Source organism: Lysobacter sp. KACC 24251 (genome assembly GCF_057747755.1).
Genome location: NZ_CM173222.1, coordinates 2,951,686 through 2,977,500, shown reverse-complemented (window position 1 = coordinate 2,977,500; position 25,815 = coordinate 2,951,686). Strand labels below are relative to the sequence as shown.

General features: G+C 66.1%; 15 protein-coding genes, 1 tRNA gene and 2 rRNA genes (1 of these 18 only partly in view). 11 read left to right on the top strand and 7 right to left on the bottom strand.

Features of this window, described 5'->3' with window-relative positions; all coding sequences use genetic code 11:
* The 3 genes from AC3ARF_RS13785 to rrf all read left to right on the top strand — a co-directional run.
* Positions 1-22, top strand: a tRNA-Ile gene (locus tag AC3ARF_RS13785); it begins 55 nt to the left of the window's first position.
* 234 nt (positions 23-256) lie between these two features.
* Positions 257-3,137: ribosomal RNA gene (locus AC3ARF_RS13780) — 23S ribosomal RNA — on the top strand.
* 171 nt (positions 3,138-3,308) lie between these two features.
* Positions 3,309-3,423, top strand: a 5S ribosomal RNA gene (gene rrf / locus AC3ARF_RS13775).
* Between the two features lie 273 nt (positions 3,424-3,696).
* Here rrf and AC3ARF_RS13770 read toward each other — a convergent pair.
* The 4 genes from AC3ARF_RS13770 to AC3ARF_RS13755 form a co-directional block, all read right to left on the bottom strand.
* Entirely contained in the window at positions 3,697-4,446 is a 750-nt protein-coding gene (locus AC3ARF_RS13770) for a 2OG-Fe dioxygenase family protein (RefSeq protein ID WP_498928844.1), read from the bottom strand.
* A 7-nt stretch (positions 4,447-4,453) separates the two neighbouring features.
* Entirely contained in the window at positions 4,454-4,846 is a 393-nt protein-coding gene (locus AC3ARF_RS13765; protein ID WP_498928842.1) for an MAPEG family protein, read from the bottom strand.
* A 112-nt stretch (positions 4,847-4,958) separates the two neighbouring features.
* Positions 4,959-6,698, bottom strand: a complete 1,740-nt coding sequence (locus AC3ARF_RS13760) for a M28 family metallopeptidase (RefSeq protein WP_498928840.1) — start codon at positions 6,696-6,698, stop codon at positions 4,959-4,961.
* Between the two features lie 197 nt (positions 6,699-6,895).
* A complete protein-coding gene (locus tag AC3ARF_RS13755) occupies positions 6,896-7,570 on the bottom strand; it encodes a DUF4097 family beta strand repeat-containing protein (protein WP_498928838.1) in 675 nt (224 codons plus the stop codon).
* Positions 7,571-7,812: 242 nt separating this feature from the next.
* Between AC3ARF_RS13755 and gpmI the strand changes: the two genes are divergently transcribed.
* From gpmI to AC3ARF_RS13730, 5 genes are all read left to right on the top strand, one after another.
* Complete coding sequence (gpmI, locus tag AC3ARF_RS13750) at positions 7,813-9,381, top strand: 2,3-bisphosphoglycerate-independent phosphoglycerate mutase (RefSeq protein WP_498928836.1); 1,569 nt, start codon at positions 7,813-7,815, stop codon at positions 9,379-9,381.
* On the top strand, positions 9,381-10,613 hold the full coding sequence (locus AC3ARF_RS13745; protein WP_498928834.1) for a murein hydrolase activator EnvC family protein: 1,233 nt from the start codon (positions 9,381-9,383) through the stop codon (positions 10,611-10,613). Before gpmI ends, AC3ARF_RS13745 begins: the two co-directional genes overlap by 1 nt.
* Positions 10,614-10,772: 159 nt before the next feature.
* The gene (locus AC3ARF_RS13740) at positions 10,773-12,095 is read left to right on the top strand and encodes a S41 family peptidase (protein ID WP_498928832.1); all 1,323 of its coding nucleotides are present in this window, start codon (positions 10,773-10,775) and stop codon (positions 12,093-12,095) included.
* Positions 12,096-12,213: 118 nt separating this feature from the next.
* On the top strand, positions 12,214-13,107 hold the full coding sequence (locus AC3ARF_RS13735) for an ABC transporter ATP-binding protein (RefSeq protein WP_498928830.1): 894 nt from the start codon (positions 12,214-12,216) through the stop codon (positions 13,105-13,107).
* A 12-nt stretch (positions 13,108-13,119) separates the two neighbouring features.
* Positions 13,120-16,698, top strand: a complete 3,579-nt coding sequence (locus AC3ARF_RS13730; RefSeq protein WP_498928828.1) for an ABC transporter permease/M1 family aminopeptidase — start codon at positions 13,120-13,122, stop codon at positions 16,696-16,698.
* An 81-nt stretch (positions 16,699-16,779) separates the two neighbouring features.
* On the opposite strand, the gene AC3ARF_RS13725 is transcribed toward AC3ARF_RS13730, so the two are convergent.
* On the bottom strand, positions 16,780-17,100 hold the full coding sequence (locus tag AC3ARF_RS13725; protein WP_498928826.1) for a DUF1820 family protein: 321 nt from the start codon (positions 17,098-17,100) through the stop codon (positions 16,780-16,782).
* Between the two features lie 26 nt (positions 17,101-17,126).
* A complete protein-coding gene (locus tag AC3ARF_RS13720; protein WP_498928823.1) occupies positions 17,127-17,819 on the bottom strand; it encodes a rhomboid family intramembrane serine protease in 693 nt (230 codons plus the stop codon).
* Between the two features lie 229 nt (positions 17,820-18,048).
* Between AC3ARF_RS13720 and AC3ARF_RS13715 the strand changes: the two genes are divergently transcribed.
* Complete coding sequence (locus AC3ARF_RS13715) at positions 18,049-19,401, top strand: OmpP1/FadL family transporter (RefSeq protein ID WP_498928821.1); 1,353 nt, start codon at positions 18,049-18,051, stop codon at positions 19,399-19,401.
* 178 nt (positions 19,402-19,579) lie between these two features.
* Here the strand turns inward: AC3ARF_RS13715 and putA are convergent, their stop codons facing one another.
* Entirely contained in the window at positions 19,580-22,813 is a 3,234-nt protein-coding gene (gene putA, locus AC3ARF_RS13710) for a bifunctional proline dehydrogenase/L-glutamate gamma-semialdehyde dehydrogenase PutA (protein ID WP_498928819.1), read from the bottom strand.
* Between the two features lie 373 nt (positions 22,814-23,186).
* On the opposite strand from putA, the gene coxB reads away from it, so the two are divergent.
* Positions 23,187-24,143: a cytochrome c oxidase subunit II gene (coxB, locus tag AC3ARF_RS13705; protein WP_498928817.1), complete on the top strand. Its 957-nt coding sequence runs from the start codon at positions 23,187-23,189 to the stop codon at positions 24,141-24,143.
* Positions 24,144-24,172: 29 nt separating this feature from the next.
* Complete coding sequence (ctaD, locus tag AC3ARF_RS13700; protein ID WP_498928816.1) at positions 24,173-25,792, top strand: cytochrome c oxidase subunit I; 1,620 nt, start codon at positions 24,173-24,175, stop codon at positions 25,790-25,792.
* Positions 25,793-25,815: the final 23 nt, after the last annotated feature.

The following is a 25,815-nucleotide window of genomic DNA, read 5'->3' as shown; positions in this document are numbered from 1 at the left end:
TCGAGTCCTCCCAGACCCACCATCCCGCGAACTTTGAATACTGCGCATACATAAAGAATTGATACCGCCGGGCGTTGAGGCCAGGTGGCTGATCTTTGAAAACTGGAATGTAGCGAGCGTTTTGAGACGAATGTCCATGACGTGTCGTAGAGGCTAAGGCGGGGACGAAAGTCCCTAATTAAATTGAGTCGTTATATTCGCGTCCGGGCTTTGTACCCCCGGGCACAGACGACCCTGAGGCGACTTGGGGTTATATGGTCAAGCGAATAAGCGCACACGGTGGATGCCTTGGCGGTCAGAGGCGATGAAGGACGTGATAGCCTGCGAAAAGCGCGGGGGAGCTGGCAATAAGCTTTGATCCCGCGATGTCCGAATGGGGAAACCCACTGCGCAAGCAGTATCCTGCAGTGAATACATAGCTGCTGGAAGCAAACCCGGAGAACTGAAATATCTAAGTACCCGGAGGAAAAGAAATCAACCGAGATTCCCTTAGTAGTGACGAGCGAACGGGGACTAGCCCTTAAGTTGCATGAGTTCTAGCAAAGCGGCCTGGAAAGGCCGGCCATAGAAGGTGATAGCCCTGTATGCGAAAGGGCTCATGCGATGAAATCGAGTAGGGCGGGGCACGAGAAACCCTGTCTGAACATGGGGGGACCATCCTCCAAGGCTAAATACTCCTGACCGACCGATAGTGAACCAGTACCGTGAGGGAAAGGCGAAAAGAACCCCGGAGAGGGGAGTGAAATAGACCCTGAAACCGTGTGCGTACAAGCAGTAGGAGCCCTTCGGGGTGACTGCGTACCTTTTGTATAATGGGTCAGCGACTTACAGTTCGTGGCAAGCTTAACCGTATAGGGGAGGCGAAGGGAAACCGAGTCTGAATAGGGCGAATAGTCGCGGGCTGTAGACCCGAAACCGGGTGATCTAGTCATGCCCAGGGTGAAGGTTGAGTAACATCAACTGGAGGCCCGAACCCACGCCCGTTGCAAAGGTCGGGGATGAGGTGTGATTAGGAGTGAAAAGCTAATCGAACCCGGAGATAGCTGGTTCTCCTCGAAAGCTATTTAGGTAGCGCCTCATGTGTATCCTCTTGGGGGTAGAGCACTGTTATGGCTAGGGGGTCATTGCGACTTACCAAACCATTGCAAACTCCGAATACCAAGACGGACTGCATGGGAGACACACGGCGGGTGCTAACGTCCGTCGTGAAAAGGGAAACAACCCAGACCCACAGCTAAGGTCCCAAATTTTGTGCTAAGTGGAAAACGATGTGGAAAGGCACAGACAGCCAGGAGGTTGGCTTAGAAGCAGCCACCCTTTAAAGAAAGCGTAATAGCTCACTGGTCGAGTCGGTCTGCGCGGAAGATTTAACGGGGCTAAGCACAGAACCGAAGCTTGGGGTGCATAACTTTGTTATGCGCGGTAGAGGAGCGTTCCGTAAGCCGTTGAAGGTGGATTGAGAAGTCTGCTGGAGGTATCGGAAGTGCGAATGCTGACATGAGTAACGATAATGCGGGTGAAAAGCCCGCACGCCGAAAGCCCAAGGTTTCCTTGCGCAACGTTAATCGACGCAGGGTGAGTCGGCCCCTAAGGCGAGGCAGAAATGCGTAGTCGATGGGAAGCTGGTTAATATTCCAGCACCTCGCGTAAGTGCGATGGAGGGACGGAGAAGGTTAGGTCTACCCGGCGTTGGTTGTCCGGGGGAAAGGCGGTAGGTGTGGATCTTTGGCAAATCCGGGATCCTTCAACACCGAGCACCGAGACGAGTCCATTAGGACGAAGTGACTGATACCACGCTTCCAGGAAAAGCTCCTAAGCTTCAGCTTACGCAGACCGTACCGTAAACCGACACAGGTGGGCAGGATGAGAATTCTCAGGCGCTTGAGAGAACTCGGGTGAAGGAACTAGGCAAATTGGTACCGTAACTTCGGGAGAAGGTACACCCCTCTTGGTGACCATATGCATGGTTGAGCTGAGGGGGGTCGCAGAAACTAGGCCGCTGCGACTGTTTATCAAAAACACAGCACTCTGCAAACACGAAAGTGGACGTATAGGGTGTGACGCCTGCCCGGTGCTGGAAGGTTAATTGATGGGGTCAGCCGCAAGGCGAAGCTCTTGATCGAAGCCCCAGTAAACGGCGGCCGTAACTATAACGGTCCTAAGGTAGCGAAATTCCTTGTCGGGTAAGTTCCGACCTGCACGAATGGCGTAACGACAGCGGCGCTGTCTCCACCCGAGACTCAGTGAAATTGAAATCGCTGTGAAGATGCAGCGTTCCCGCGGCAAGACGGAAAGACCCCGTGAACCTTTACTATAGCTTTACACTGAACGTTGAGTTCGTCTGTGTAGGATAGGTGGGAGGCTATGAAACCCTGGCGCTAGCTGGGGTGGAGCCAACCTTGAAATACCACCCTGTCGTGCTTGACGTTCTAACCTAGGTCCGTAATCCGGATCGGGGACCGTGTATGGTGGGTAGTTTGACTGGGGCGGTCTCCTCCCAAAGTGTAACGGAGGAGCACGAAGGTACGCTCAGCGCGGTCGGACATCGCGCACTGTGTGCAAAGGCATAAGCGTGCTTGACTGCAAGATCGACGGATCAAGCAGGTACGAAAGTAGGTCTTAGTGATCCGGTGGTTCTGTATGGAAGGGCCATCGCTCAACGGATAAAAGGTACTCCGGGGATAACAGGCTGATACCGCCCAAGAGTTCATATCGACGGCGGTGTTTGGCACCTCGATGTCGGCTCATCACATCCTGGGGCTGTAGTCGGTCCCAAGGGTATGGCTGTTCGCCATTTAAAGTGGTACGCGAGCTGGGTTCAGAACGTCGTGAGACAGTTCGGTCCCTATCTGTCGTGGGCGTTGGAGATTTGAGAGGGGCTGCTCCTAGTACGAGAGGACCGGAGTGGACGAACCTCTGGTGTTCCGGTTGTCACGCCAGTGGCACTGCCGGGTAGCTATGTTCGGAAGCGATAACCGCTGAAAGCATCTAAGCGGGAAGCGCGCCTCAAGATGAGATCTCCCGGGAGCTTGACTCCCCTAAAGGAACCATCAAGACCAGGTGGTTGATAGGCAGGGTGTGTAAGTCCAGCAATGGATTGAGCTAACCTGTACTAATGATCCGTGTGGCTTGACCATATAACCTCAAGTGGCCTTGGACTCGACGACACGTTCGACGTTCGGCACAATCACTCGCTACATTCCAAATTATTCGCCGACGGCAGATCAGCCCATCGATCTGTTCCGAAGCACCCAACGAGAGCGTGTGCGCGACTCGGTCCATCGAGACCCGCGACCCTCCACCCTCTCCCTGGTGATAATAGCTGTGTGGAACCACCCGATCCCATTCCGAACTCGGAAGTGAAACGCACACGCGCCGATGGTAGTGTGGCTCAAGCCATGCAAGAGTAGGTCATCGCCAGGGGCTTTACCCAGAAGGCCGGATCCCACAGGATCCGGCCTTCTTCTTTTGCGCGCGCGAAAATCCCCGCGCACGTCAAGCACACCGGGCGTCCCGCCCACCAAGTCGGTCGCGCCTCCGCCTTGGATCGCATGATCGAGGCCCCGTCCCCATGATCAGGCCATCACGAGGCACGCTCCGCCAACCGCACGGCAACAGGTAACGGGCAACTGGCAACAAAAAAGCCACCCGCGAGGGTGGCTTTCAGCGTTACGAATGCCCCGTTCCGGTTCAGACTCAAGCGGGCGCGACGGCAGCACGGAAGGTCACAACCAGCACATCGCGCCACGCCGGTTGTGCGACGTCCAACGGCGCCACCGCGGTCACCCCGTGGTAGACACGGCTGTCGTCGACGAATGCGGTATCCAACGGGCGTGTCAGGGTGAAGCTGCCGATCTCGCCGCCCTCCAGGGCATGGATGCTGGTGGTCCCGCTGGTGATGTTGTGCCGGTCAATCAGCACCACCATGACGAAGTTGACGCCGTCGCGGTGCATGCCTTCGGGCGTCGGCTGGCCGTGGCGTTCGGGTAGAGCCTCGATCCGGAATTGATGGACTTCGACGTGCCAATGCCCCACTTGCGGCGCCAATCCGCCGAACAGCGCCTGGGCGAAGCCGAGCAGGCGGCGCATGGGTGCGCTGTCGGCAACATCGGCGCGAATCGGCTCGAACCAGCGTTCGATACCCCCCTGCAGCGTGTTGTAGTCGCGGCTCTGGTAATGCGGCTGGTGTGCGGCGCGGTGCAGCTCACCGTTGGCATGGGCGTCGAACACCGCGTGGCGCCGACGGCGGCGCAATCCGACCTGGGCGAGGTAGCTGTCTTCGGCCAGGTCGTGCCAACTGGAAGCGAAGTCGGTCCATGCCTGCGTGTCGTGGGCTCGGCCATCGCCGAGCAGGGCGCGCATGACGCCGGCGCCAATGAAGGCGAAGCCGTCTTCGCGCAGCGCCAGTTCGAGCATGCGGCAGTCGGCGGGTAGGGAAAGGGGCATGAACGTGTCAGATGTGGAGGGCGGCCTGCCCGAGCAGGGCGAGGACGCAGCCCAGCCCGCCGGCCCAGGCCAGGCTGCGTAATGAATGGCGGTCGGCGAGGTAGAGCACGCCGTGCACCACCCGGAAGGCGATGAAGGCGACTGCCAGGGCGGCGACGGTGGCATGGGGTACGCCGGCCAGCTGCGCCATCAGCACCCCCGCCGCGAACGGCGCGAATGCTTCGAATGCGTTCAAGTGCGCACCGTTCGCACGACGCACCAGGCGGTTCTCCTGGCGCTGCAGCCAGCCTCGCGGATCATGGTTGTTGTAACGCTCGCCGCGGCCCTTGGCGATCGCGACCCAGAAATACGGCAGCAACGCTGCGACAAAGACGCACCAATAGGCGACAGCGAGGGTCATTGGCGCGGATCCATGAACAGGCGTGGTGAAAGCGTATCGCGAAAACAACGACGGCGCCGGGAAGGCGCCGTCGTTGCTTCATGCCTGTTGGTTCGCCTGACGTGGCGAAGGCTTACTTGGCGGCGGCGCGCAGCTTCTGTTCCGCGGCACGGAAGGCGTTGCCCTGGTACCAGTGCGGCCACTGCTCGCTGCCGGTGAGTTGCTTGCCCACGCCGTACAGCGCCTGCAGGTCCTGCACCACGCCGTCCAACTTCCACGCCGGATCGTACTGGTCGCTGGGCTTGTGGTAGCGGTTGTCGCGATAATCGCGCTGTGCGGCGTGGCCCGCTTCGGCGCCGCCTTCGACCAGCTCGTCGCCGCCCTTGGCGTACAGTGCGGGCACGCCGGCCTTGGCGAAGTTGAAGTGATCGGAGCGGAAGTAGAAGCCGTCCTGCGGCGTGGCTTCCGGGGTCAGGGTGCGGCCCTGCTCGGCGGCCACGCTCTTGAGCAGGTCCTCGAGCTCGGAGCTGCCGTGGCCGACCACGGTCATGTCCTTGGCGCGGCCGATGACCGGCATGGCGTCGAGGTTGATGACGGCGACGGTCTTGGCCAGGGGGAAGGCGGGGTGGGCGACATAGTACTTAGAGCCGAGCAGTCCGGACTCCTCCAGCGTGACGGCGAGGAACACCACCGAGCGCTCCGGGGCCGGGTTCTGCTTGGCGAAGGCCTCCGCGATCTCGAGGATGCCGGCCACGCCGGTCGCGTTGTCGACCGCGCCGTTGTAGATGTGATCCTCGCCGGCCGGTGCCGCGGGGGCGCCGCCATGGCTGTCGGCGTGGTTACCCAGGTGGTCCCAGTGCGCCATGTACACGACGGTCTCGTCCGGACGCTTGTTGCCCGGCAGCACCGCGACCACGTTCTGCGAGGACTTCTCGGCGATGGCGCTCTTCAGCTCGACCGACAGCTTGGCCTTGAGGGGGATCGACTTGAACCCCTTCTTGCCGGCGGCCTTGTACAGCGCGTCGAGGTCCTGGCCGACATCGGCCAGCAACTGGCGGGCAACGTCACCGGTGATCCAGCCCTGCACCGGCAGGCGCGGTTCCGGGTCGTCCTTGGCTGGCAGGTTGAACTGCGCGCCGGACCAGGAGTTCTTCACCACGTCCCAGCCGTAGGAGGCGCCTTCGGTGTCGTGGATGATCAGCGCGGCGGCCGCGCCCTGGCGCGCGGCCTCCTCGAACTTGTAGGTCCAGCGGCCGTAGTAGGTCATGCGCTTGCCTTCGAACAGCGCCGGATCCTGCTGGTGGAAACCGGGGTCGTTGACGAACATCACTACCGTCTTGCCCTTGACGTCCAGCCCGGCGTAGTCGTTCCAGCCCAGTTCCGGCGCATTGACGCCGTACCCGACAAACACCAGGTCGCTGGCGTCCACCTTGACCTCGGCCTGGCCGGTGGTGGTGCCGACGACCATGTCGGTGCCGAACTTGAGCTCGCGCGGCTGGCCGTTGACGTCGAGCTTGAGCACGGTGCCTTCGTCGGCGGTTGTCTGGACCATTGGCACGGTCTGGAAGTAGCTGTCGCCGTTGCCCGGCTTCAACCCCATCTGCTGGAACTGGGCCTTGAGGTATTCGACGGTCTTCTGTTCGCCGGCACTGCCGGGCGCGCGGCCCTCGAACTCGTCGGAGGCCAGAGCCTTGACCCGCTCGCCGAAATCGGCGGCGTTGATCTCGGGGGTGAATGCATGGGCGGGGGACGACGTCGCGGGTGCCGCGGGGGCCTGCGCCTCGGGCGCGGGCTCGGGCGTCTTGCTGCACGCCGCCACGACCAGGGCAGCGGCGACCAGACCGGTCGCGGAGTGAAGTGGTATGCGGGACATGGGGCCTCGTGCGGTGGTTCACGCCGAAAGGCGGCGGAATCGCATTCTAGGCATATGGCGCCGCGAGGGCGCCATTGGGCATTGGGCGAAGACCGCGCGGCTTCTACGGTCGGCCCGGGCGGCGAGGCGGCGGCGGGGCGGCCGGACCGCTGGCCCAGACCGCGGCACCGCCGCAGCCGGACCCCGGCGTGCCCGCGTCAGCGGGCCGGCGGGGTGGGTGTGTCGAAGCGCACCGCGGTCGCACCGGTGACTGCGCCGATCACCGCACTGCGATGGACCAGCAACTCGACCTTGCGCTCGAACACCAGCGGACCGTCCACGCGGGCATTGGGCCCGATCACCACGCGCGGATCGCGCTGTCTGGTGGAGAACCAGATCTTGCCCGGCTTCTCGTAGTGGATGCCGCCGCGCACGTGGGAGCCCACGCCCACGGTGACATCGCCGCTGACCGTCTCGATGCGGCCGGCGACGTCGGTATCCACCAGCCCGATGCCGCCGTTCACGGTACTGACGCCTTCGCGGATGTTGCCGCCCCGATCGACGAAGATACTGCCGTTCACCGTTTCGATGCCGCCATTGACGGTGACGTTGCGGCCCAGCCGGATGCTGCCGTTGACCGCGCCCAGCCCGCCGGCCTGCACCGAATCGCCGACGTGGATGCTGCCGTTGACGGTCTCGGCGCTGCCGACGCGGGCACTGCCGCCGATGCGGATGCTGCCGTTGACGGTGTTGAGATCACCCTGGCGCCCGCTGGCCTCCACGGTGATGCCGCCATTGACCTTGCTGATGTCGGGATCGCCGGCCGCGGCACCGGCCGACAGCGGCAGGGCAAGGGCGGCGGACAGGGCGAGCAGGGCGGGGAGGTTACGCATCGTGGAAACTCCATGTCGGGCGAATGACCGGTTGGATGCAGGCCGGTCAGTGTTGGTTTAGCGGCAGGAACGGGACGCGCCGTTTCCGCTGCCAGCCAGGGCCGCAGGTTGCGGCGCTGGCTTGAACCGCGGGTTCGGCACACTGCTGAGCAAATTCTTGGGGCCGCGGGTCCAAGGCCCTTCGCTACAATCCCATCAATGCCAAGTCCGGGCACCTGCCCGAAGTCATAGGGACCAACGACGTGTCTGTTTCTTCCCCCGGGGCTGCCGCCTCCGACCGCGCGGTGGCGCGCCCCAAGCCCGTGGTGCTGCTGATCCTGGACGGCTGGGGGCACCGCGAGGATCCCAGCGACAACGCCCTCGCCCAGGCCAACCTGCCCAACTGGCACCGTCTGCTGGCCAGTGCGCCACACACCCTGATCCACACCGAAGGCCGCCATGTGGGCCTGCCGGATGGGCAAATGGGCAATTCCGAAGTCGGGCACATGAACCTCGGCGCGGGCCGCATCGTCTACCAGGACCTGACACGCATCGACGCTGCGATCGAGGATGGCAGCTTCTTCGCCAACACCGAACTGCGCGCCGCATGCGCCGCGGCCAAGCGCAGCGGCGGGACGTTGCACCTGATGGGGCTGATGTCGCCCGGTGGCGTGCACAGCCATGAGGCGCACGTCTTCGCGATGATCGAACTGGCGCGCCGCGAAGGCGTGCCGCAGGTGGCGGTGCACGCCTTCCTCGATGGCCGCGACATGCCGCCGAAGTCGGCCGCGCCCAGCCTGGCCGCGCTCGAGGCCGCGTGCGCCGCAGCCGGCAACGCGCGCATCGCCACCGTCTGTGGGCGCTACTACGCGATGGACCGCGACAAGCGCTGGGACCGGCAGCGCAAGGCGTGGGACGCGATCGTCGAAGGCGTGGCCGGCCACGTGGCCCCCGATGCCGCCAGCGCGCTCGCCAATGCCTATGCGCGCGGCGAGAACGACGAATTCGTGGCCGCGACCGTGATCGGCTCGCCCACGCCGATGCGCGACGGCGATGCGGTGGTGTTCATGAACTTCCGTGCCGACCGCGCCCGCCAGCTCACCGCGGCGTTCGTGGCGCCGGCGTTCGACGGTTTCGATGCGCGCCGCCCGGCGCTGTCGCGCTTTGTCTGCCTGACCGAGTACGACGCGCGGCTGCCGACGCCGGTGGCGTTTGGCCCCGACGACCTGCGCAATACGCTGGGCGAGGTGCTCGGCGCGAACGGCCTGAAGCAGCTGCGCATTGCCGAGACCGAGAAGTACGCGCACGTCACCTTCTTCTTCAGCGGCGGACGCGAGGACCCGTACGACGGGGAGACCCGCGTGCTGGTGCCGAGTCCCAAAGTCGCAACCTATGACCTGCAGCCGGAGATGAGCTGCCCCGAGGTCACCGAAAAACTGGTTGCCGCGATCCGCTCCGGTGCAGTCGATGTCGCCATCTGCAACATCGCCAACCCGGACATGGTCGGCCACAGCGGCATCCTCGCCGCGGCGATCCAGGCCGCCGAGGCGGTGGACGTGGCGATCGGTGCGGTGTGGCAGGCGGTGCAGGACGTCGGCGGTGCCTTGCTGGTTACCGCCGACCATGGCAACGTCGAGATGATGCGCGACCCCGAGACCGGACAACCACATACCTCGCATACCGTCGGCCCCGTACCGTTCGTGTACGTCGGTCCCCGCGCGGCCACGCTGCGCGCCGGTGGTGCGCTGCGCGACGTCGCACCGACCATCCTCGATCTGCTGGGCCTGTCCAAGCCGGCGGAGATGAGCGGCGAAAGCCTGCTGGTGGGCTGATGCGGACGGCGCGCGCGGTCCTCGTGAGTGTCCTGCTCGCGGTGCAGGTCAGCGCCACGGCACCGGCACAGGACCGCAGCGCGGCCGAACGCAGACTCGAGTCCGTCAGGCGCGAGCTCAACGACGTGGCGGCCGAGCGCCGCAAGCTGGAAAGCGAGCGCGGCAGCGCCTCGCGGCAGTTGCGCACGGTGGACGAGCAGGTTGGCCAGTCCGCGCGCAGCCTGCGCGAGACCGAACGGCGCATGAGCGGTGACGAGGCCGCGCTGGCGGAGCTGCAGCAGCAGCGCAGCGAATTGCAGGCGCGCGTGGCCGGGCACAAGGAAGAACTGGCGAAGTTGCTGCGAGCCGCATACGCACAGGGCAGCGCCGCGCCGTTGAAGGTGATGCTGGCGCAGGACCGGGTGGCCGATGCCAATCGGGTGTTGACCTACCACCGCTACGTGCAGCAGGAGCGCGCGCGTCGTATCGGTGCGTTGAGCCAGGAGCTGCTGGCGCTGGAGGCGGTGGAGCGCGAAGTCCTGCAACGCCGCAATTCGCTGGAGAACGCACGGATCCTGCAGCGCACGCAACTCGCGCAACTCGAACGCGACCGGCAGAAGCGCGCGAGCCTCGTGGCGGAACTGGAGTCACGCTACCGCGACCGGCGTTCGCGCGAGCAGGCGCTGGGACGCGATGCCAAGGGCCTAGAGCAACTGTTGCAGCGTCTCCGGGCCGCCGCTGCCCGCGCCGAAGCCAAACGCAAGGCGGTCGCAGCGCGCGAGGCTCGGCAGGCTCGTGCTTCGGGTGGTGGAGGCTCGCGCAATGCTCCGTCTCCCCGCCGCCCCGCAACGGTGGCCAGCGCCCCGGCCCCGCAGGTGGGCGGACTGGGCTGGCCGGTGGCTGGCGCTCTGCTGGCGGGCTTTGGCGCCCCCATGCCCGATGGGCGGCGCAGCGACGGCCTGTTGATCGGCGCTGGCGCTGGCAGCAACGTCAGCGCGGTGGCCGACGGTGACGTGGTCTATGCGGAGTGGATGACCGGCTACGGCCTCTTGCTGATCGTCGATCACGGCAACGGGTACATGAGCCTTTACGCGCACAACGACGCCCTGCTCCGCGACGTGGGCGACCGCGTGCGCAAAGGGCAGCCGGTCGCGACCGTCGGCAGTTCTGGCGGACATGGGCGCCCGGCGCTGTATTTCGAGCTGCGCCGCAATGGCCAGCCGGTCAACCCCGGCGTCTGGTTGCGCCGCTGAGCGGGCCGGGTGGCTGGACGCGTTAACGAAAGCTTCCATCGCGTTGGGTGAGCATCCGGGTTCCCCCGGCAGCAGGAAGCGTGCACGATGCTTGAACCCGTGCGCGCTTCCGTGGTCCAACCGGGTGACCGTCGCCGCGCAGCATCCACCGGAGTCCGCATGACCCTTCGTCGTCCCCTCGCGCTTGCCCTGGCCTTGGCCCTGACCCTGCCGCCGGCCAGCGCCCTGGCCCAGCAGGTGCCCGTGCCGCCGTCGGCGGAGGCGCTGTCGGCCGCCAGCGAATCCAAGGTGCCGCTGGATGAGATCCGCCGCTATGTGGCGGTGTACAAGGCGGTAAAGCAGGCCTACGTGGAGCCGGTGGACGACACCAAGCTGATGCAGTCGGCGATCCGCGGCCTGCTGCTGGACCTGGACCCGCACAGCGTCTACCTGCCCAAGGCCGATGCCGAGGAATTCGACGAGCAGGCCCAGGGCCGCTACGACGGCATCGGCGTGGAGATCTTCCGCCAGCCAGACGGTTTCCTGCGGGTGATCGCGCCGATTGACGACACCCCGGCGATGAAGGCTGGCATCAAGGCGGGCGACCTGATCACCGCGGTGGACGGCAAGCCGCTGCGCGCGGAGGACGGTGAGGACACCGAGCCGTTGCGCGGGCCACCGGGCAGCAAGGTCGTGCTGACCGTGATCCGCGAAGGCGCGGCCAAGCCGCTCGATATCCCCGTGCAGCGCGAGACCATCCGCGTCGCCAGCGTGAAGGGGCGCCTGCTGGAACCCGGCTACGGCTACCTGCGCATCGCCTCCTTCCAGGCGGACACGGCTGCCGACTTCGAACGCCAGTTGGGGCTGCTCAAGGAGCAGTCCGGCGGCCGCCTGCGTGGCCTGGTCATCGACCTGCGCAGCAACCCCGGCGGGCTGCTCACCGCCGCGGTGCAGATTGCCGACGACCTGCTGGAGAGCGGCAAGATCGTCAGCACCCGCGGCCGCATCCCCATCAGCGACGCCGAATTCGGCGCCACGCCGGGCGATCGCCTTGATGGCGCGCCGGCGGTGGTGCTGGTGGACGCCGGTTCGGCCAGCGCATCGGAAGTGCTCGCCGGTGCGCTGCGCGACAATGGCCGGGCGCGCGTGGTCGGCAGCCGCACCTTCGGCAAGGGCAGTGTGCAGACCGTGCTGCCGCTGGACAACGGCGATTCGGTCAAGCTGACCACCGCGCGTTACTACACGCCCAATGGCAAGTCGATCCAGGCGCTGGGCATCGTGCCAGACGTGGTGTTCCAGGCCGGCAAGGGCAACGAGGGCGCACGCCCCGACTACACCGAGGCCAGCCTCCCCGGGCACCTGCGGGCCGATGGCGAAGATGACGGCCTGCCCGGCAGCAATGCCGGCGACGTGCTGGAGGGCGATGCATACATCGCTTCCGCGCTGGCGGAATTGAAAAAAACTGCAACGGCGAAGGGCAAGTCCACCTCCACGCGGCGCTGAGCGTGTCGCGGTGTAGCCCGATCGTCACGGATGACGATCAGCCTATGGAGCACTGCGCGGCGCGTCCCTAGCATGCGCTGACGCCCGCATCCCGCGGGCCCGGCAATGACAGGGACGCATGCTTACCATCCGCAACCTCTGCAAGACCTACGCCAACGGCGTCCACGCGCTCAACGACGTCACCCTGGACATCCCGCGCGGCATGTTCGGCCTGCTCGGGCCCAACGGTGCGGGCAAGTCCTCGCTGATGCGCACGCTCGCGACGCTGCAGGACGCCGACAGGGGCAGCGCCACGTTGGAGGCCGAGGGCGGTGGCCATATCGACGTGCTGCGCGACAAGGACGCGGTGCGGCGGCAGCTGGGCTATCTGCCGCAGGACTTTGGCGTCTACCCGAAGGTCAGCGCCCAGGACCTGCTCGAGCACTTCGCCGTGCTCAAGGGTTTGGTTGAGCGCAGGCAGCGGCGTGAGGTAGTGGAAAGCCTGCTGCGCCAGGTCAACCTGTGGGACGCGCGCAAACGCAACCTGGGCGGTTTCTCCGGCGGCATGCGCCAGCGCTTCGGCATTGCCCAGGCGCTGCTGGGCAGCCCGCGGCTGGTGATCGTGGATGAGCCGACCGCGGGCCTCGACCCGGAGGAGCGCAACCGCTTCCTCAACCTGCTCGCCGAAATCGGTGAGCAGGTGGCGGTGATCCTGTCCACGCACATCGTCGAGGATGTCACCGACCTGTGTCCGAGCATGGCCATCCTCAACAAGGGCCAGGTGCTGTTGACCGGACGCCCGACGGACGCAATCGACGCGCTGCGCGCGCAGGTATGGCGCAAGCAGGTCAGCAAGGCGGCATTGGCCGAATACGAGGCGAACCACACGGTGTTGTCGACCCGCCTGGTCGCGGGGCAGCCGGTGATCCACATCTTCGCGCCCCAGTCGCCGGGCGCGGGCTTCGAAGCGGTCGCGCCGGATCTGGAAGACGTGTACTTCCAGCGCCTGCGCCTGCACGCCAAGGCCGCCTGACGGAGCAGCGCCATGATCCTTGAATTCTTCCGCTTCGAGCTGCGTGAGCAGCTGCGATCGCCGCTGCTGTGGGTGCTGGCAAGCCTGTTCGCGCTGCTGGCGTTCGGTGCCGCCTCCAGCGACGCCATACAGATCGGTGGCAGCATCGGTAACGTCCATCGCAATGCACCCACGGTGGTGGCCACGCTGCTGCTCGCCTTCTGCCTGCTGGGCATGCTGATCGTCCCGGCGTTCCTGTCGGGGGCGCTGCTGCGCGACTTCGAGCTGGGCACGGCCGACCTGCTGTTCTCGAGCCCCGTGCGGCGCCGCGACTTCCTGCTCGGCCGGCTCGGCGCCGCACTGCTGGCCAGCCTGGCGGTGTATCTGCTGATCGCGGCGGGCATCTTCGTCGCCCAGTTCATGCCGTGGATCGATGGCGCGCGCCTCGGGCCGGTGCTGCTGTGGCCCTACGCGTGGAGCTTCGTGTTCCTGGTAATCCCCAACCTGCTGTTCACGGGCGCGCTGATCGCCCTGCTGGCGGTCACCACCCGCAGCCTGCTATGGGTGTACCTGGGCGTGATCGGGTTCCTGGTGACCTACGGGATCAGTGGCACGCTGCTGCGCGACCTCGACAACGTCTGGATCGCCACCCTGGTGGAGCCTCTGGGCCTGCGGGCGTTCGGCCGCAGCGTGCGCTACTGGTCGGCCGCGGAGCGCAACAGTGGACTGCCAGCCTTCGCCGGCTACCTGCTGGCCAACCGTGCGGCGTGGCTGCTGGTGACGTTGGCGATGTTCGCGGCGGTGTTCGCGCTGTTCCGCACCCAGCGCGCCGATACCGGCCGCGGCTGGCGCCGCGTTACCGCGGCCCCGGCCGTTGCAGCCACTCCTGTCCCCGTGTCCAAGGCCGCATTGCCGCGCGTCACGCCGCGCTTCGCTGCGGCCACGACCCGGGCGCAGTTCCTGCACCAGTTGCGCTTCGACACCCGTGGCGTGTTCCGCAGCGTGCCGATGCTGGTGATGCTGGCGCTGGGCCTGGCCAACTTCATCCCTGCCGCGCTCAACAGCGAGTTGTTGTACGGCACGCCCGTGTACCCGGTTACCGCGCAGGTCCTGTCCACGCTGCAGCGCAGCTACAGCTGGCTGCTGGTGGTGATCGTGATGTTCTACGCCGGCGAACTGGTGTGGAAGGAGCGGAGCCAGCGCATTCATGAAGTCACCGATGCCCTGCCCGTGCCGGGCTGGGTCCCGCTGGTCGCCAAGTTCACCACGCTGCTGGCGGTGATCGTGTTGTTCCAGCTGATAGGCAGCGTCGCGGCGATCGCATTTCAGCTGGCCAAGGGTTACACCGCGCTTGAGCCCGCGCTGTACCTGAAGCAGCTGGCGCTGAACTCGATCCCCTTCGTGCTGATGGGCGGCATGGCCCTGTGCCTGCAGGTGCTGGCCAACAACAAGTTCGTCGGCTATGCATTGCTGGTCCTGGTCATGGTGCTGCAGGGAGTGATGGGCTACCTCAACCTGGAGCACAACCTGTACACCTTTGGCGCCTGGCCCAACGCCCCGTACTCGGACATGAACGGGTACGGTCATTTCCTGGCCGGGCAGCTGGCGTTCCAAGGCTACTGGCTGCTGCTGCTGGTCGCGTTGCTGTGCGGAGCGATCGCGCTGTGGGTGCGCGGCACCGACGCCGGTCATCGCGCCCGCGTGGCGCGGCAGCGGATGCGCGGGCGCCTTGGCGTGGCCTTCGCGCTGGCGTTGCTGTCGTTCGCGGCCGTGGGCGGGGTGCTGTACTGGAACACGAACGTGCGAAATACCTACCGCAGTAGTGACGACGTGCTCGATTTGCGCGCGCGTTACGAGCGCGAGTACAAGCGCTACGCCCGACTGCCGCAGCCGAAGATCCTGGCGATCGACGCCGACTTCGACCTGTATCCGGAGCGGCAGTCGATGCGGGTCGAGGGGCGTTACCTCATTCACAATCCGCACGCACGGCCGCTGGGTGAAGTCCACGTCGCGATGCAGGACGACAAGGCCCTGCAGCGGATCGACCTGGGGGCGGCGACGCTGCTGAAGCATGACAAGGACGCCGGCTACCGCATCTACCGGCTGGCGCAACCGCTGCAGCCCGGCGAGCGGCGCGAGCTGCGCTTCACCGTGGACATGCGGCCCAACGGCATCACCAACGGCGTGGCTCAGAATGAGCTGGCCGGGAACGGTACGTTCTTCGACAACCGCCTGCTGCCGTTCTTTGGCTATCAGCCGCGCTACCAGATCAGCGACCGCAACGAACGCCGCAAGCGCGGCCTGGGCGAGCCCGAACGCGCGGCCAAGCTGGAGGATGTCGCCGCGCGCAACGCCCACCAGCTCGACGACGATGCCGACTGGCTGGACTTCAAGGCCACCGTGTGCACCGCGCCGGATCAGACTGCCCTGGCGCCGGGCTACCTCAAGCGCGAGTTCACCCGCAATGGTCGCCGCTGCTTCCGCTACGAGATGGACCAGCCGATGGTCAATTTCTACGCGGTGCTCTCGGCCCGCTGGCAGGTGCGCAAGGAGTCGTACAAGGACATCCCGATCGAGATCTATTACCACCCTCAGCATGCCTACAACGTCGATCGGATGATTGAGGGCGTGCAGAAGTCGATGGCTTACTACGAGGCCAATTTCGGCCCGTACCAGCACCGCCAGGTCCGGATCATCGAGTTCCCGGGCTATGAATCCTTCGCCCAGAGCTTCGCCAACACCATTCCGTATTCGGAGAACATCGGCTTCATCGCCGACCTGCGCAGCCCGGAGGCGATCGACTACGTGTTCTACGTCACCGCACACGAGATCGCGCACCAGTGGTGGGGGCACCAGGTGGTGAGTGCCAACGTGCAGGGGGCGACGATGCTGGTGGAGACCCTGGCCCAGTACTCGGCGTTGATGGTGATGGAGCGCGAGTACGGCCGCAAGCACATGCGCACCTTCCTCAAGTACGAACTGGACAGCTATCTGTCCGAGCGCGGCGGGGAGACGGTGGAGGAGCTGCCGCTGTACCGGGTCGAGAACCAGCAGTACATCCATTACCGCAAGGGGTCGCTGGCGTTCTATCGACTGCGCGAGGAGCTGGGCGAGGTCGCGGTCAACCGCGCGCTGCGCGGTTACCTTGAGGAAAGGCGTTTCGGCGGCGCCCCATATCCGACCAGCCTCGATCTGCTGCGCCACCTGCGTGCGCAGGCGCGGCCCGAGCAGCAGTCGCTGATCACCGACCTGTTCGAGCGCATCAGCTTCTATGACAACCGCGTGCAGGCAGCGACCGCACGCAAGCGTGAGGATGGCAAGTACGAGGTGACCTTGAGCTTGCATGCCGGCAAGCACTACGCCGACGGCAAGGGCAAGGAACGTGCAGCGCCATTGGACGACTGGATCGAGGTCGGCGTTTTCGCGCGCGCGCCTTCGGGGCGGGAGGCGGACCAGCCGGTGCTGTATCTACAGCGCCATCGGGTGACGCGTGCCGAACCCGTGGTGACCGTGGTGGTGGATGCCGAGCCCTACGAGGCGGGTTTCGACCCGTACAACAAATTGATCGACCGCCTTTCCGCAGACAATCGCCGGCGGGTCAGCATGCAATAACGCGTCAGGCCCCGACGGTACGTCGGGGCCTGCTTTTGCATGGAGTCGCCTGGCGCCAGCCCCCTGGGCCGACGTAGCCAATCAACGCGGCTTGGACGGCAGCGGGAACGGCGTGACGACCTTCTCGCCCGTCGCGGCATCCCGGATCGCGGATTGCCCTTTATGCGCCACTTCCTCGATGCGCACGATGCTTTGCATCGGCAAGTGCAGCACCCGGGTGTTACCGAACTCGTCGCGCAGGCGCTCTTCGGTGGGGTCGATCACCAAACCGTCGTGTACATCGAACACCAGCTCCGAGACCTCGGTGAACCCCCACAGCGCGCCCGATGCCACCTGGTGCGCGTACAGCTCGTACACCTTGCCGGCATTGAGGAACGTGACTTTGTAGAGCGTCTTGGCCATGCGTCGATTATAGGCGCCGACGCCGCTCAGAACCCGTGCTGGCGCCTCATGCGGCGCGCGATGCCCGCGCGGGTGATCAGCGCGAAGATGCCGCCGAACGCAAAGCCCGCCAAGTGCGCCGACCACGCCACCGCACCGAACGCCGGGCCGATGTAGGTGAACACCAGTTGCAGCGCGGCCCACACGCCGATCAGCAACGGCGTGGGCACCTTCACGAACTGCAGGAACAGGCCCAGCGGCACCACCAGCCCCAGTTTGGTGCGCGGAAACAGGGCCAGGTACGCGCCGATCAGTGCCGATACCGCGCCGCTGGCGCCAATCACCAGCCGGTCCGGCGTGCCGATGATGATCACCGCGGCCAGGTTGGCGAACGCGCCGCCGAGCAGGAACAGCGCCAGGAACCGACGCGAGCCCATGTAGCGTTCGGCCGGCACGCCGAAGATCAGCAGGAACACCAGGTTGCCGAGCAGGTGCGCCCAGTCGGCATGCAGGAACAGCGCGGTGAAAAGTCGCAGGGCGCTGCCATCGTGCAAGGCCCGGGACCAGGCCTCGAGCGACGCCAGCCCGCCGGAGAGGGCGCCCCATTCGGTGACCCAGCGCCGCTCCACGGTTTCCGGGGCCAGCTGCAGGCTGATGAAGCAGGCCCACAGCCCGGCGAACAGCAAGGGCGTGGCCCAGCGGATGACCGGTTTCCTGCGCGGGGGGAGGGCGACGAACACGGGTCAGCGTCCTTGCCGATCGGGTGCCCCAGCATACCTGAACAGGCCCGGGAAAATGCCGATTACCCATTCATTTTCAAAGGGTTGTGGCATTGTTAGCGTTCGGTTAATGGGCGCGATATAGTGCATACGGCGTCGTACGTCGGGAGGGGTTTCCGGCGTGTCTGGGCAACAAGCTTGCGCCCCGCGAATGGCCGAAAAACACAACACTCCAATGGAGACTACACGCATGCAGCACGCACACCGCTTCACCCGCCTTTCGGCGCTGGCGCTTGGCATCACCGGCGCACTGGCCCTTGGCCAGGTCCACGCGTCGGGCTTCCAGCTCAAGGAGAACAGCGCCAAGGGCCTGGGCAGCGCGTTCGCCGGCACCGCCGCCAAGACCGATGACGCCTCCGCGGTGACCAACAACCCGGCCGCCATGGCGCGCATGTCGGGCACCACCGTACAGGTGGACGTCACCGCCATCGACCTCAACTACCAGTTCGAAGGCACCGGCACGGCCGCGAACGGCACCATGCCGATGACTGGCGGCGACGGTGGCAATGCGGGTGCCGTGACCCCGGTGCCGGCGATGTCGGTCGTGCACAAGTTCGACAACGGCCTGGCGCTGGGCGCCATGGTCAGCGCCCCGTTCGGCCTGAAGACCGAGTATGAGGATGGCTGGCAGGGCCGCTACTTCGCGCACACCTCCGACGTGAAGATCGTCGACCTGACCCTGTCAGCGGCCGTCGACGTGATCCCGGAGAAGCTGTCGGTGGGCGTGGGTGCGATCTTCTCGCGCGCCGACGTGACCCTCTCCAAGTCGGTGGACTTCGGCACCCTGTTGTTCGCCAACCCGGCGACGCGTCCGCTGCCCTTCGCCCGTCCGCAGGCGCGCGATGGCTTCGTCGAAGTGCAGGGTGACGACAATGGCTTTGGTTGGCTGGTGGGCATGCATGCCAAGCCGACCGAGAATCTGTCGGTCGGCGTGAGCTACCGCTCCGAGATCGACTACGACCTGGAGGGCACCGCCGACTGGACCGTGCCGACCGACGTGGCCACGATCTTCGGTATGAGCCCGACGACCGCCCCGCTGTTCAAGGACGGCAACGTCACCGCCGCCCTGACCACCCCGTCCGTGCTGTCGCTGGGTGCCACCTACCAGGTGACCGACAGCTTCAAGCTGATGGCTTCGTGGGCCGAGACCAAGTGGACCTCGCTGCGTGAAGTGCGCATCAACTTCCAGAATCCGGATCCGGACGCGGTCGAAGACTTCGCGTGGCGCGACACCGAGTTCATGTCGCTGGGCGGCGAGTTCAAGCTCAACGAAGCGTGGACCCTGCGTGCGGGCGTGGCGTTCGATGAAACCCCGACCCACATCGAAACCCGCACCCCGCGCCTGCCCGACGCCGACCGCCTGTGGTACTCGATCGGCGCCACCTGGGCGTTCAGCGATGCGCTGGAGCTGAACTTCGGCTACGCCCGCCTCGAGCCGAAGGATCCGGAAGTCGACAGCCGTGACGCCCAGGGCCACCGCCTGACCGGTCCGTTCGACGGCTACGCCAACCTGCTGGCGTTCTCGGCGCAGTACAAGTTCTAATCCCTGTCGCCACGTTGCAAAAAGGAAACCCCGCTTCGGCGGGGTTTTCTTTTTTGCTCTTTCACCACCCGCGGCGGTAGCGCCGAAAGGGCGTCCATCGCACGGTCCCGCAACCAAGCGGATTACGGGCCGCGACTTGCCGGACCGTGCGATGGGCGCCCTCCCGGACGCCCAACCCTCAATCCCCCAGCGTCAGCAGCGACGCATTCCCACCCGCCGCCGTGGTGTTGATGGTGATGGTCTTCTCGGTGGTGAAGCGCGGCAGGTAGTGCGGGCCACCCGCCTTCGGCCCCGTGCCCGACAGCCCCTGGCCACCGAACGGCTGCACGCCGACCACCGCGCCGATCTGGTTGCGGTTGACGTAGCAGTTGCCGACCTTGATGCGGCTGCTGATCTTCTCCACCGTCTCGTCGATGCGCGAGTGGATGCCCAGCGTCAGGCCGTAACCGGTGGCGTTGATCGCATCGATCACCGCATCCAGCTGGTCGGCCTTCCAGCGCACCACGTGCAGCACCGGGCCGAAGACCTCCTTGTGCAGCACGTCGATCGACGGGATCGCGTACGCGCGCGGGGCGAAGAACGTGCCGTTGTCGGAATCGGCATCGAGCGCCACTTCGGCGATCTTCGTCGCTTCGCGGTCCATGCGCTCGACGTGGTCGCGCAGCATCTTCAGCGCGTCCTCGTCGATCACCGGGCCGACGTCGGTGGACAGCAGGCCGGGGTTGCCGATCTTGAGCTCGGCCATGGCGCCGCCGAGCATGCCGATCACCTTGTCGGCGATGTCGTCCTGCACGAACAGCACGCGCGCCGCCGAGCAGCGCTGGCCGGCCGAGGTGAACGCCGAGCCGATCGCGTCCTTCACCACCTGCTCGGGCAGCGAGGACGAGTCGGCGATCAGCGCGTTCTGGCCGCCGGTCTCGGCGATCAGCACGCCGATGGCGGCGTCGCGCGCGGCCAGCGCACGGTTGATCGCGCGTGCGGTGTCGGTCGAGCCGGTGAAGGCCACACCCGCCACGCGCGGATCCTTGGTCAGCGCCGCGCCGACGGTGGCGCCGTCGCCCGGCAGGAACTGCACCACGCCTTCCGGCACGCCGGCTTCGTGCAGCAGCTTCACCGCGGCATGGCCGATCAGGTTGGTCTGCTCGGCCGGCTTGGCGATCACGCTGTTGCCCGCGGCCAGCGCCGCGGCCACCTGGCCCATGAAGATCGCCAGCGGGAAGTTCCAAGGGCTGATGCACACGAACACGCCACGGCCGGACAGCTGCAGGCTGTTGGATTCGCCGGTCGGGCCGGGCAGCGCCTCGGGCTTGAACAGCTCACGCGCCTGGGCCCCGTAGTAGCGCAGGAAGTCGACCGCCTCGCGCACCTCGGCCACGCCGTCGGGGATGGTCTTGCCGGCTTCCTTCGTGCAAAGCGCGATGTATTGCGCCATGCGCTGCTCCAGCAGGTCGGCGGCATGCTCCAGGATCGCGGCGCGGCTGGCGGCCGGGGTCGCGTCCCACGCCGGCTGCGCGGCCACGGCGTTGCGCAGCGCCAGTTCGACGGTGGCACCATCGGCGGCCTGCCAGTGGCCCACGGTCTCGCGGCGGTCGGCGGGATTGGTCACCGCGATGTCCGCACCCGTGATCGTGGCCCCCGGCACCAGCGGCGCGGCGCGCCAGCCCTTGCCGGCTTCGGCGTTGACCTGCTCGGCCAGCGCGCGCAGGTGGTCGTCGTTGGCGAGGTTCACGCCCATGGAGTTGCTCCTTTCAATGCCGTAGCTGCGGTACAGGTCGACCGGCTGCGGGATGCGCGGATGCGCGATGGATTCGAAGGCGGACACGGTTTCGACCGGGTCCTGGATCAGGTCGTCGATGGCGATGGCTTCGTCGGTGATGCGGTTGACGAAGCTGGAGTTGGCGCCGTTCTCCAGCAGGCGGCGCACCAGGTACGGCAGCAGGTCCTCGTGGCTGCCCACCGGTGCGTACACGCGGCACGGCACGTCGAGGCGCTCGGCGGGGATCACCTCGGCGTACAGGTCATCGCCCATGCCGTGCAGCTTCTGGAACTCGAAATTTTGCTGGCGGCCCAGCGACTTGGCGCGCTGCCAGATGCTGGCGATGGTCTGCGCGTTGTGCGTGGCGAACATCGGGTAGATCGCATCGCTCGCTTCCAGCATGCGCCGCGCGTTGGCCAGGTACGACACGTCGGTGTTCGGCTTGCGCGTGAACACGGGGTAGCCCAACTGGCCGTCGACCTGCGCGCGCTTGACCTCGCTGTCCCAGTACGCGCCCTTGACCAGGCGCACCGGGATGCGGCGGCCGGTGCGGCGGGCGAGGTCGGCGATGAAGTCGATCGCCTCCGGCGCGCGCTTCTGGTAGGCCTGGATCGCCAGGCCGTAGCCTTCCCAGCCATCCAGCGACGCGTCGCTGTAGGCGCCGGCGATCACGTCCAGCGACAACTCCAGCCGGTCGGCCTCTTCGGCGTCGATGGTGAAGCCGATGCCGTACGACCTGGCCAGTTGCGCCAGCTCCAGCACGCGCGGGGTCAGCTCGGCGAACACGCGCTCGCGCTTGGCGTGCTCGTAGCGCGGGTGCAGCGCCGACAGCTTCACCGAGATCGACGGCACGCCGAACACGTCCTGGCCCAGATAGCTGCCGCCGGGCCCGCTCTTGCCAATCGCATGGATCGCATCGCGGTATGCCTGCAGGTAGCGCAGCGCGTCCTTGGTGGTGAGCGCGCCTTCGCCCAGCATGTCGAAGGAGTAGCGGAAGGCGGCGTTGGCGCCCTTCTGCGAGCGCGCCAGCGCCTCGCCGATGGTGCGGCCCATGACGAACTGGTGGCCCATGATCTTCATGGCCTGGCGCACGGCCAGGCGGATCACCGGCTCGCCCACGCGGCCGATCAGGCGCTTGAACGCGTTGTGCACGTCACGCTTGGTGTCGTCGGCGAGATCGACCAGGTGGCCGGTCAGCATCAGGCCCCAGGTCGAGGCGTTGACCAGCACCGAGTCGGACTGGCCCATGTGCCTTTTCCAGTCGGCCTCGCCCAGCTTGTCGCGGATCAGCTTGTCCGCGGTCTCCTGGTCGGGGATGCGCAGCAGCGCCTCGGCCACGCACATCAGCAACACGCCTTCCTCGCTGCCCAGGTCGTACTGGCGCATGAAGGCCTCGATGGCGCCCTGGTCCTTGGCGCGGACGCGGACCCGGCGCACCAGGTCGGCGGCGGTCGCCTGGGCGGCGGCGCGGTCGGCCTCGGGCAGGCGCGCCTGCTCAAGCAGCGCGCGCACGTGGGCGGCCTCGTCGCGAACCCAGCCGGCGGTCAGCGCCGCACGCGGGCCACCGGGCGGCGGGGGGAGTTCGGGGCTGATCAGCCGGCCGGCGGCGCCGACCGGAGCGGCGGACGCGCCGCCAGCGGAAGCGTGGGTGGTCATCGGGTCCCGGGGACTGCCGTAGGAAGCCCCCTATTCTAGAGCTTCCGCGCGCCGGAACCCGCCATTCATCGCCGTACGGCCGGGCCCGCCGCCGCTGTGACGCCGGTCACGCTGGAGGGGCCGCAGCGGAGGTCTCCGCAGGGTCCGCAAGCACAAGAAAAATTTCCTCGCTTGCCGCAAGTCAATGCAGGGGGCTACCATTTCGCGGTTATCCGTAGCGCCGGTCCCGGCGTGATGGGCCCTGACGGGCTCGCCAGCCACCTCTTTCCGGACGGTCCCCTGTCTGCCCTCGGGCATGCCACGGTCGGCCGGAACGGGTAGCCCGCGGTGCTGTTTCCAACAACACTTTCCAGATTTATCGGGGCTCGAACTGATGAAAGCCGGTCGTATCAAGCAGTGGGCAGTCGGCGCAGCCGCCATGGCCCTGCCGGTCCTTGCGAATGCGCAGGCCGCCGATCCCAAGCCGTGGCAGCTGAACATGGGCCGCGGCGTGACCCACCTGTCGCAGAACGCCTACGAGGCGCACATGCTGGCCCTGTGGATCTGCGTCGCGATCGGCGTGCTGGTCTTTGGTGCCATGGCCGTGGCCATGTTCAAGTTCCGCAAGTCCAAGGGCGCGGTCGCCGACCAGACCCTGACCCACAGCACCACGCTGGAAATCCTGTGGACCGTGGTCCCGGTCGTACTGCTGCTGGCCATGGTGTTCCCGGCCACCAGCAAGCTGATCCAGATGTACGACACCCGCGAGTCGGCCATGACCGTGAAGGTCACCGGCTTCCAGTGGATGTGGAAGTACGACTACCTGGGCGAAGGCGTGTCCTTCACCAGCCGCCTGGACCGCAAGAGCGACGAGCTGCGCCAGAGCGGCAAGGTCATCGCCGAAGCTGACCACGACCACTACCTGCTCGACGTGGACAACGTGCTGGTCCTGCCGACCGACACCAAGATCCGCTTCGTGCTCACCGCCGACGACGTGATCCACGCCTGGTGGGTGCCGGCACTGGGCTGGAAGCAGGACGCCATCCCGGGCATCGTCAATGAGGCGTGGGCCGAAATCCGCGAGCCCGGCCTGTACCGTGGCCAGTGCGCCGAACTGTGCGGCAAGGACCACGGCTTCATGCCGATCGTGGTCAGGGCCGTGCCGAAGGCCGAGTACCAGCAGTGGCTCGCCGCCGAGAAGGCCAAGAACGCCCCGGCCGCCCCGGCCGCCGTGCCTGCCGCCGCCCCGGCCGAAGCCGCGCCCGCCGAAGCCGCCCCGGCCGAAGGCGAGACCCCGAACACCGACGCCACGGCCGCAGCTGCTACCCAGCACGCTCCGGTCGCCGGCTGATCGTCACGTATCACAGATAGAGGTAGGCCATGGCTGCCACGCACCCCGCCGCTGACCACCACCACGATGACCACGCCCACAAGCAGGGCTTCATCGAGCGTTGGTTCTTCTCGACCAACCACAAGGACATCGGCACGCTGTACCTGGTGTTCAGCTTCATCATGTTCATCATCGGCGCCGGCATGTCGGTGGTGATCCGCACCGAACTGGCGCAGCCGGGCCTGCAGCACGTCAGCCCCGAGTTCTTCAACCAGATGACCACCATGCACGCGCTGGTGATGATCTTCGGTGGCGTGATGCCGGCGTTCGTCGGCCTGGCCAACTGGATGATCCCGCTGCAGATCGGCGCGCCCGACATGGCGCTGCCGCGCATGAACAACTGGTCCTTCTGGATCCTGCCGTTCGCCTTCTCGATGCTGCTGTTGACCCTGTTCCTGCCGGGCGGCGCCCCGGCCGGTGGCTGGACCCTGTACCCGCCGCTGTCGCTGCAGGGCGGCAGCAACGTGGCGTTCTCGATCTTCGCCATCCACATGATGGGCATCAGCTCGATCATGGGCGCGATCAACGTCATCGCCACCGTGCTGAACATGCGCGCCCCGGGCGTGGACCTGCTGAAGATGCCGATCTTCTGCTGGGCCTGGCTGATCACCGCGTTCCTGCTGATCGCGGTGATGCCGGTGCTCGCCGGCGCCGTGACGATGCTGCTGACCGACAAGTTCTTCGCCACCTCGTTCTTCAACGCGGCCGGCGGCGGCGACCCGGTGATGTACCAGCACATCTTCTGGTTCTTCGGTCACCCGGAGGTCTACATCATGATCCTGCCGGCGTTCGGCATCGTGTCGGAGATCATCCCGACCTTCAGCCGCAAGCCGCTGTTCGGCTACCAGGCAATGGTGTATGCGACCGCCGCGATCGCGTTCCTGTCGTTCATCGTGTGGGCGCACCACATGTTCACGGTGGGCATGCCGCTGGGTGGCGAGATCTACTTCATGTTCGCCACCATGCTGATCTCGGTCCCGACCGGCGTGAAGGTGTTCAACTGGGTCACCACCATGTGGCGCGGATCGCTGACCTTCGAGACCCCGATGCTGTGGGCGATCGGCTTCGTCATCCTGTTCACCATCGGCGGCTTCTCCGGGCTGATGCTGGCGATCGTGCCGGCCGACTTCCAGTACCACGACACCTACTTCGTGGTGGCGCACTTCCACTACGTGCTGGTGACCGGCGCGCTGTTCTCGATCATCGCCGCCGTGTACTACTGGTGGCCGAAGTGGACCGGCCGCATGTACAGCGAGACGCTGGGCAAGATCCATTTCTGGTGGACGATCGTGTTCGTCAACCTGCTGTTCTTCCCGCAGCACTTCCTGGGCCTGGCCGGCATGCCGCGCCGCATCCCGGACTACAACGTGGTGTTTGCGGACTGGAACCTGATCAGCTCGATCGGTGCGTTCGGCATGTTCGTCACGCCGTTCTTCATGGCCTACGTGCTGTGGCATTCGAAGAAGCACGGTGCCCCTGCGGCCGCGCGTGCGTGGGAAGGTGCCAAGGGCCTGGAGTGGACCGTGCCGTCGCCGGCGCCGCACCACACCTTCTCGACCCCGCCGGTGATCAAGGATGGCGATCTCGCCCACGGCGACATCAGCCACTGATCCGGACCGCTGAGCAAAGAACG

Excerpts from the sequence above, each read along its gene's own strand:
- AC3ARF_RS13765 (WP_498928842.1), bottom strand. The coding sequence starts at position 4,846 with ATGACCCTCGCTGTCGCCTATTGGTGCGTCTTTGTCGCAGCGTTGCTG.
- AC3ARF_RS13725 (WP_498928826.1), bottom strand. The coding sequence starts at position 17,100 with ATGGCCAAGACGCTCTACAAAGTCACGTTCCTCAATGCCGGCAAGGTG.
- AC3ARF_RS13715 (WP_498928821.1), top strand. The coding sequence starts at position 18,049 with ATGCAGCACGCACACCGCTTCACCCGCCTTTCGGCGCTGGCGCTTGGC.
- AC3ARF_RS13730 (WP_498928828.1), top strand. The coding sequence starts at position 13,120 with ATGATCCTTGAATTCTTCCGCTTCGAGCTGCGTGAGCAGCTGCGATCG.
- AC3ARF_RS13735 (WP_498928830.1), top strand. The coding sequence starts at position 12,214 with ATGCTTACCATCCGCAACCTCTGCAAGACCTACGCCAACGGCGTCCAC.
- coxB (WP_498928817.1), top strand. The coding sequence starts at position 23,187 with ATGAAAGCCGGTCGTATCAAGCAGTGGGCAGTCGGCGCAGCCGCCATG.
- AC3ARF_RS13760 (WP_498928840.1), bottom strand. The coding sequence starts at position 6,698 with ATGTCCCGCATACCACTTCACTCCGCGACCGGTCTGGTCGCCGCTGCC.
- AC3ARF_RS13755 (WP_498928838.1), bottom strand. The coding sequence starts at position 7,570 with ATGCGTAACCTCCCCGCCCTGCTCGCCCTGTCCGCCGCCCTTGCCCTG.
- AC3ARF_RS13745 (WP_498928834.1), top strand. The coding sequence starts at position 9,381 with ATGCGGACGGCGCGCGCGGTCCTCGTGAGTGTCCTGCTCGCGGTGCAG.
- AC3ARF_RS13740 (WP_498928832.1), top strand. The coding sequence starts at position 10,773 with ATGACCCTTCGTCGTCCCCTCGCGCTTGCCCTGGCCTTGGCCCTGACC.
- ctaD (WP_498928816.1), top strand. The coding sequence starts at position 24,173 with ATGGCTGCCACGCACCCCGCCGCTGACCACCACCACGATGACCACGCC.
- AC3ARF_RS13770 (WP_498928844.1), bottom strand. The coding sequence starts at position 4,446 with ATGCCCCTTTCCCTACCCGCCGACTGCCGCATGCTCGAACTGGCGCTG.
- putA (WP_498928819.1), bottom strand. The coding sequence starts at position 22,813 with ATGACCACCCACGCTTCCGCTGGCGGCGCGTCCGCCGCTCCGGTCGGC.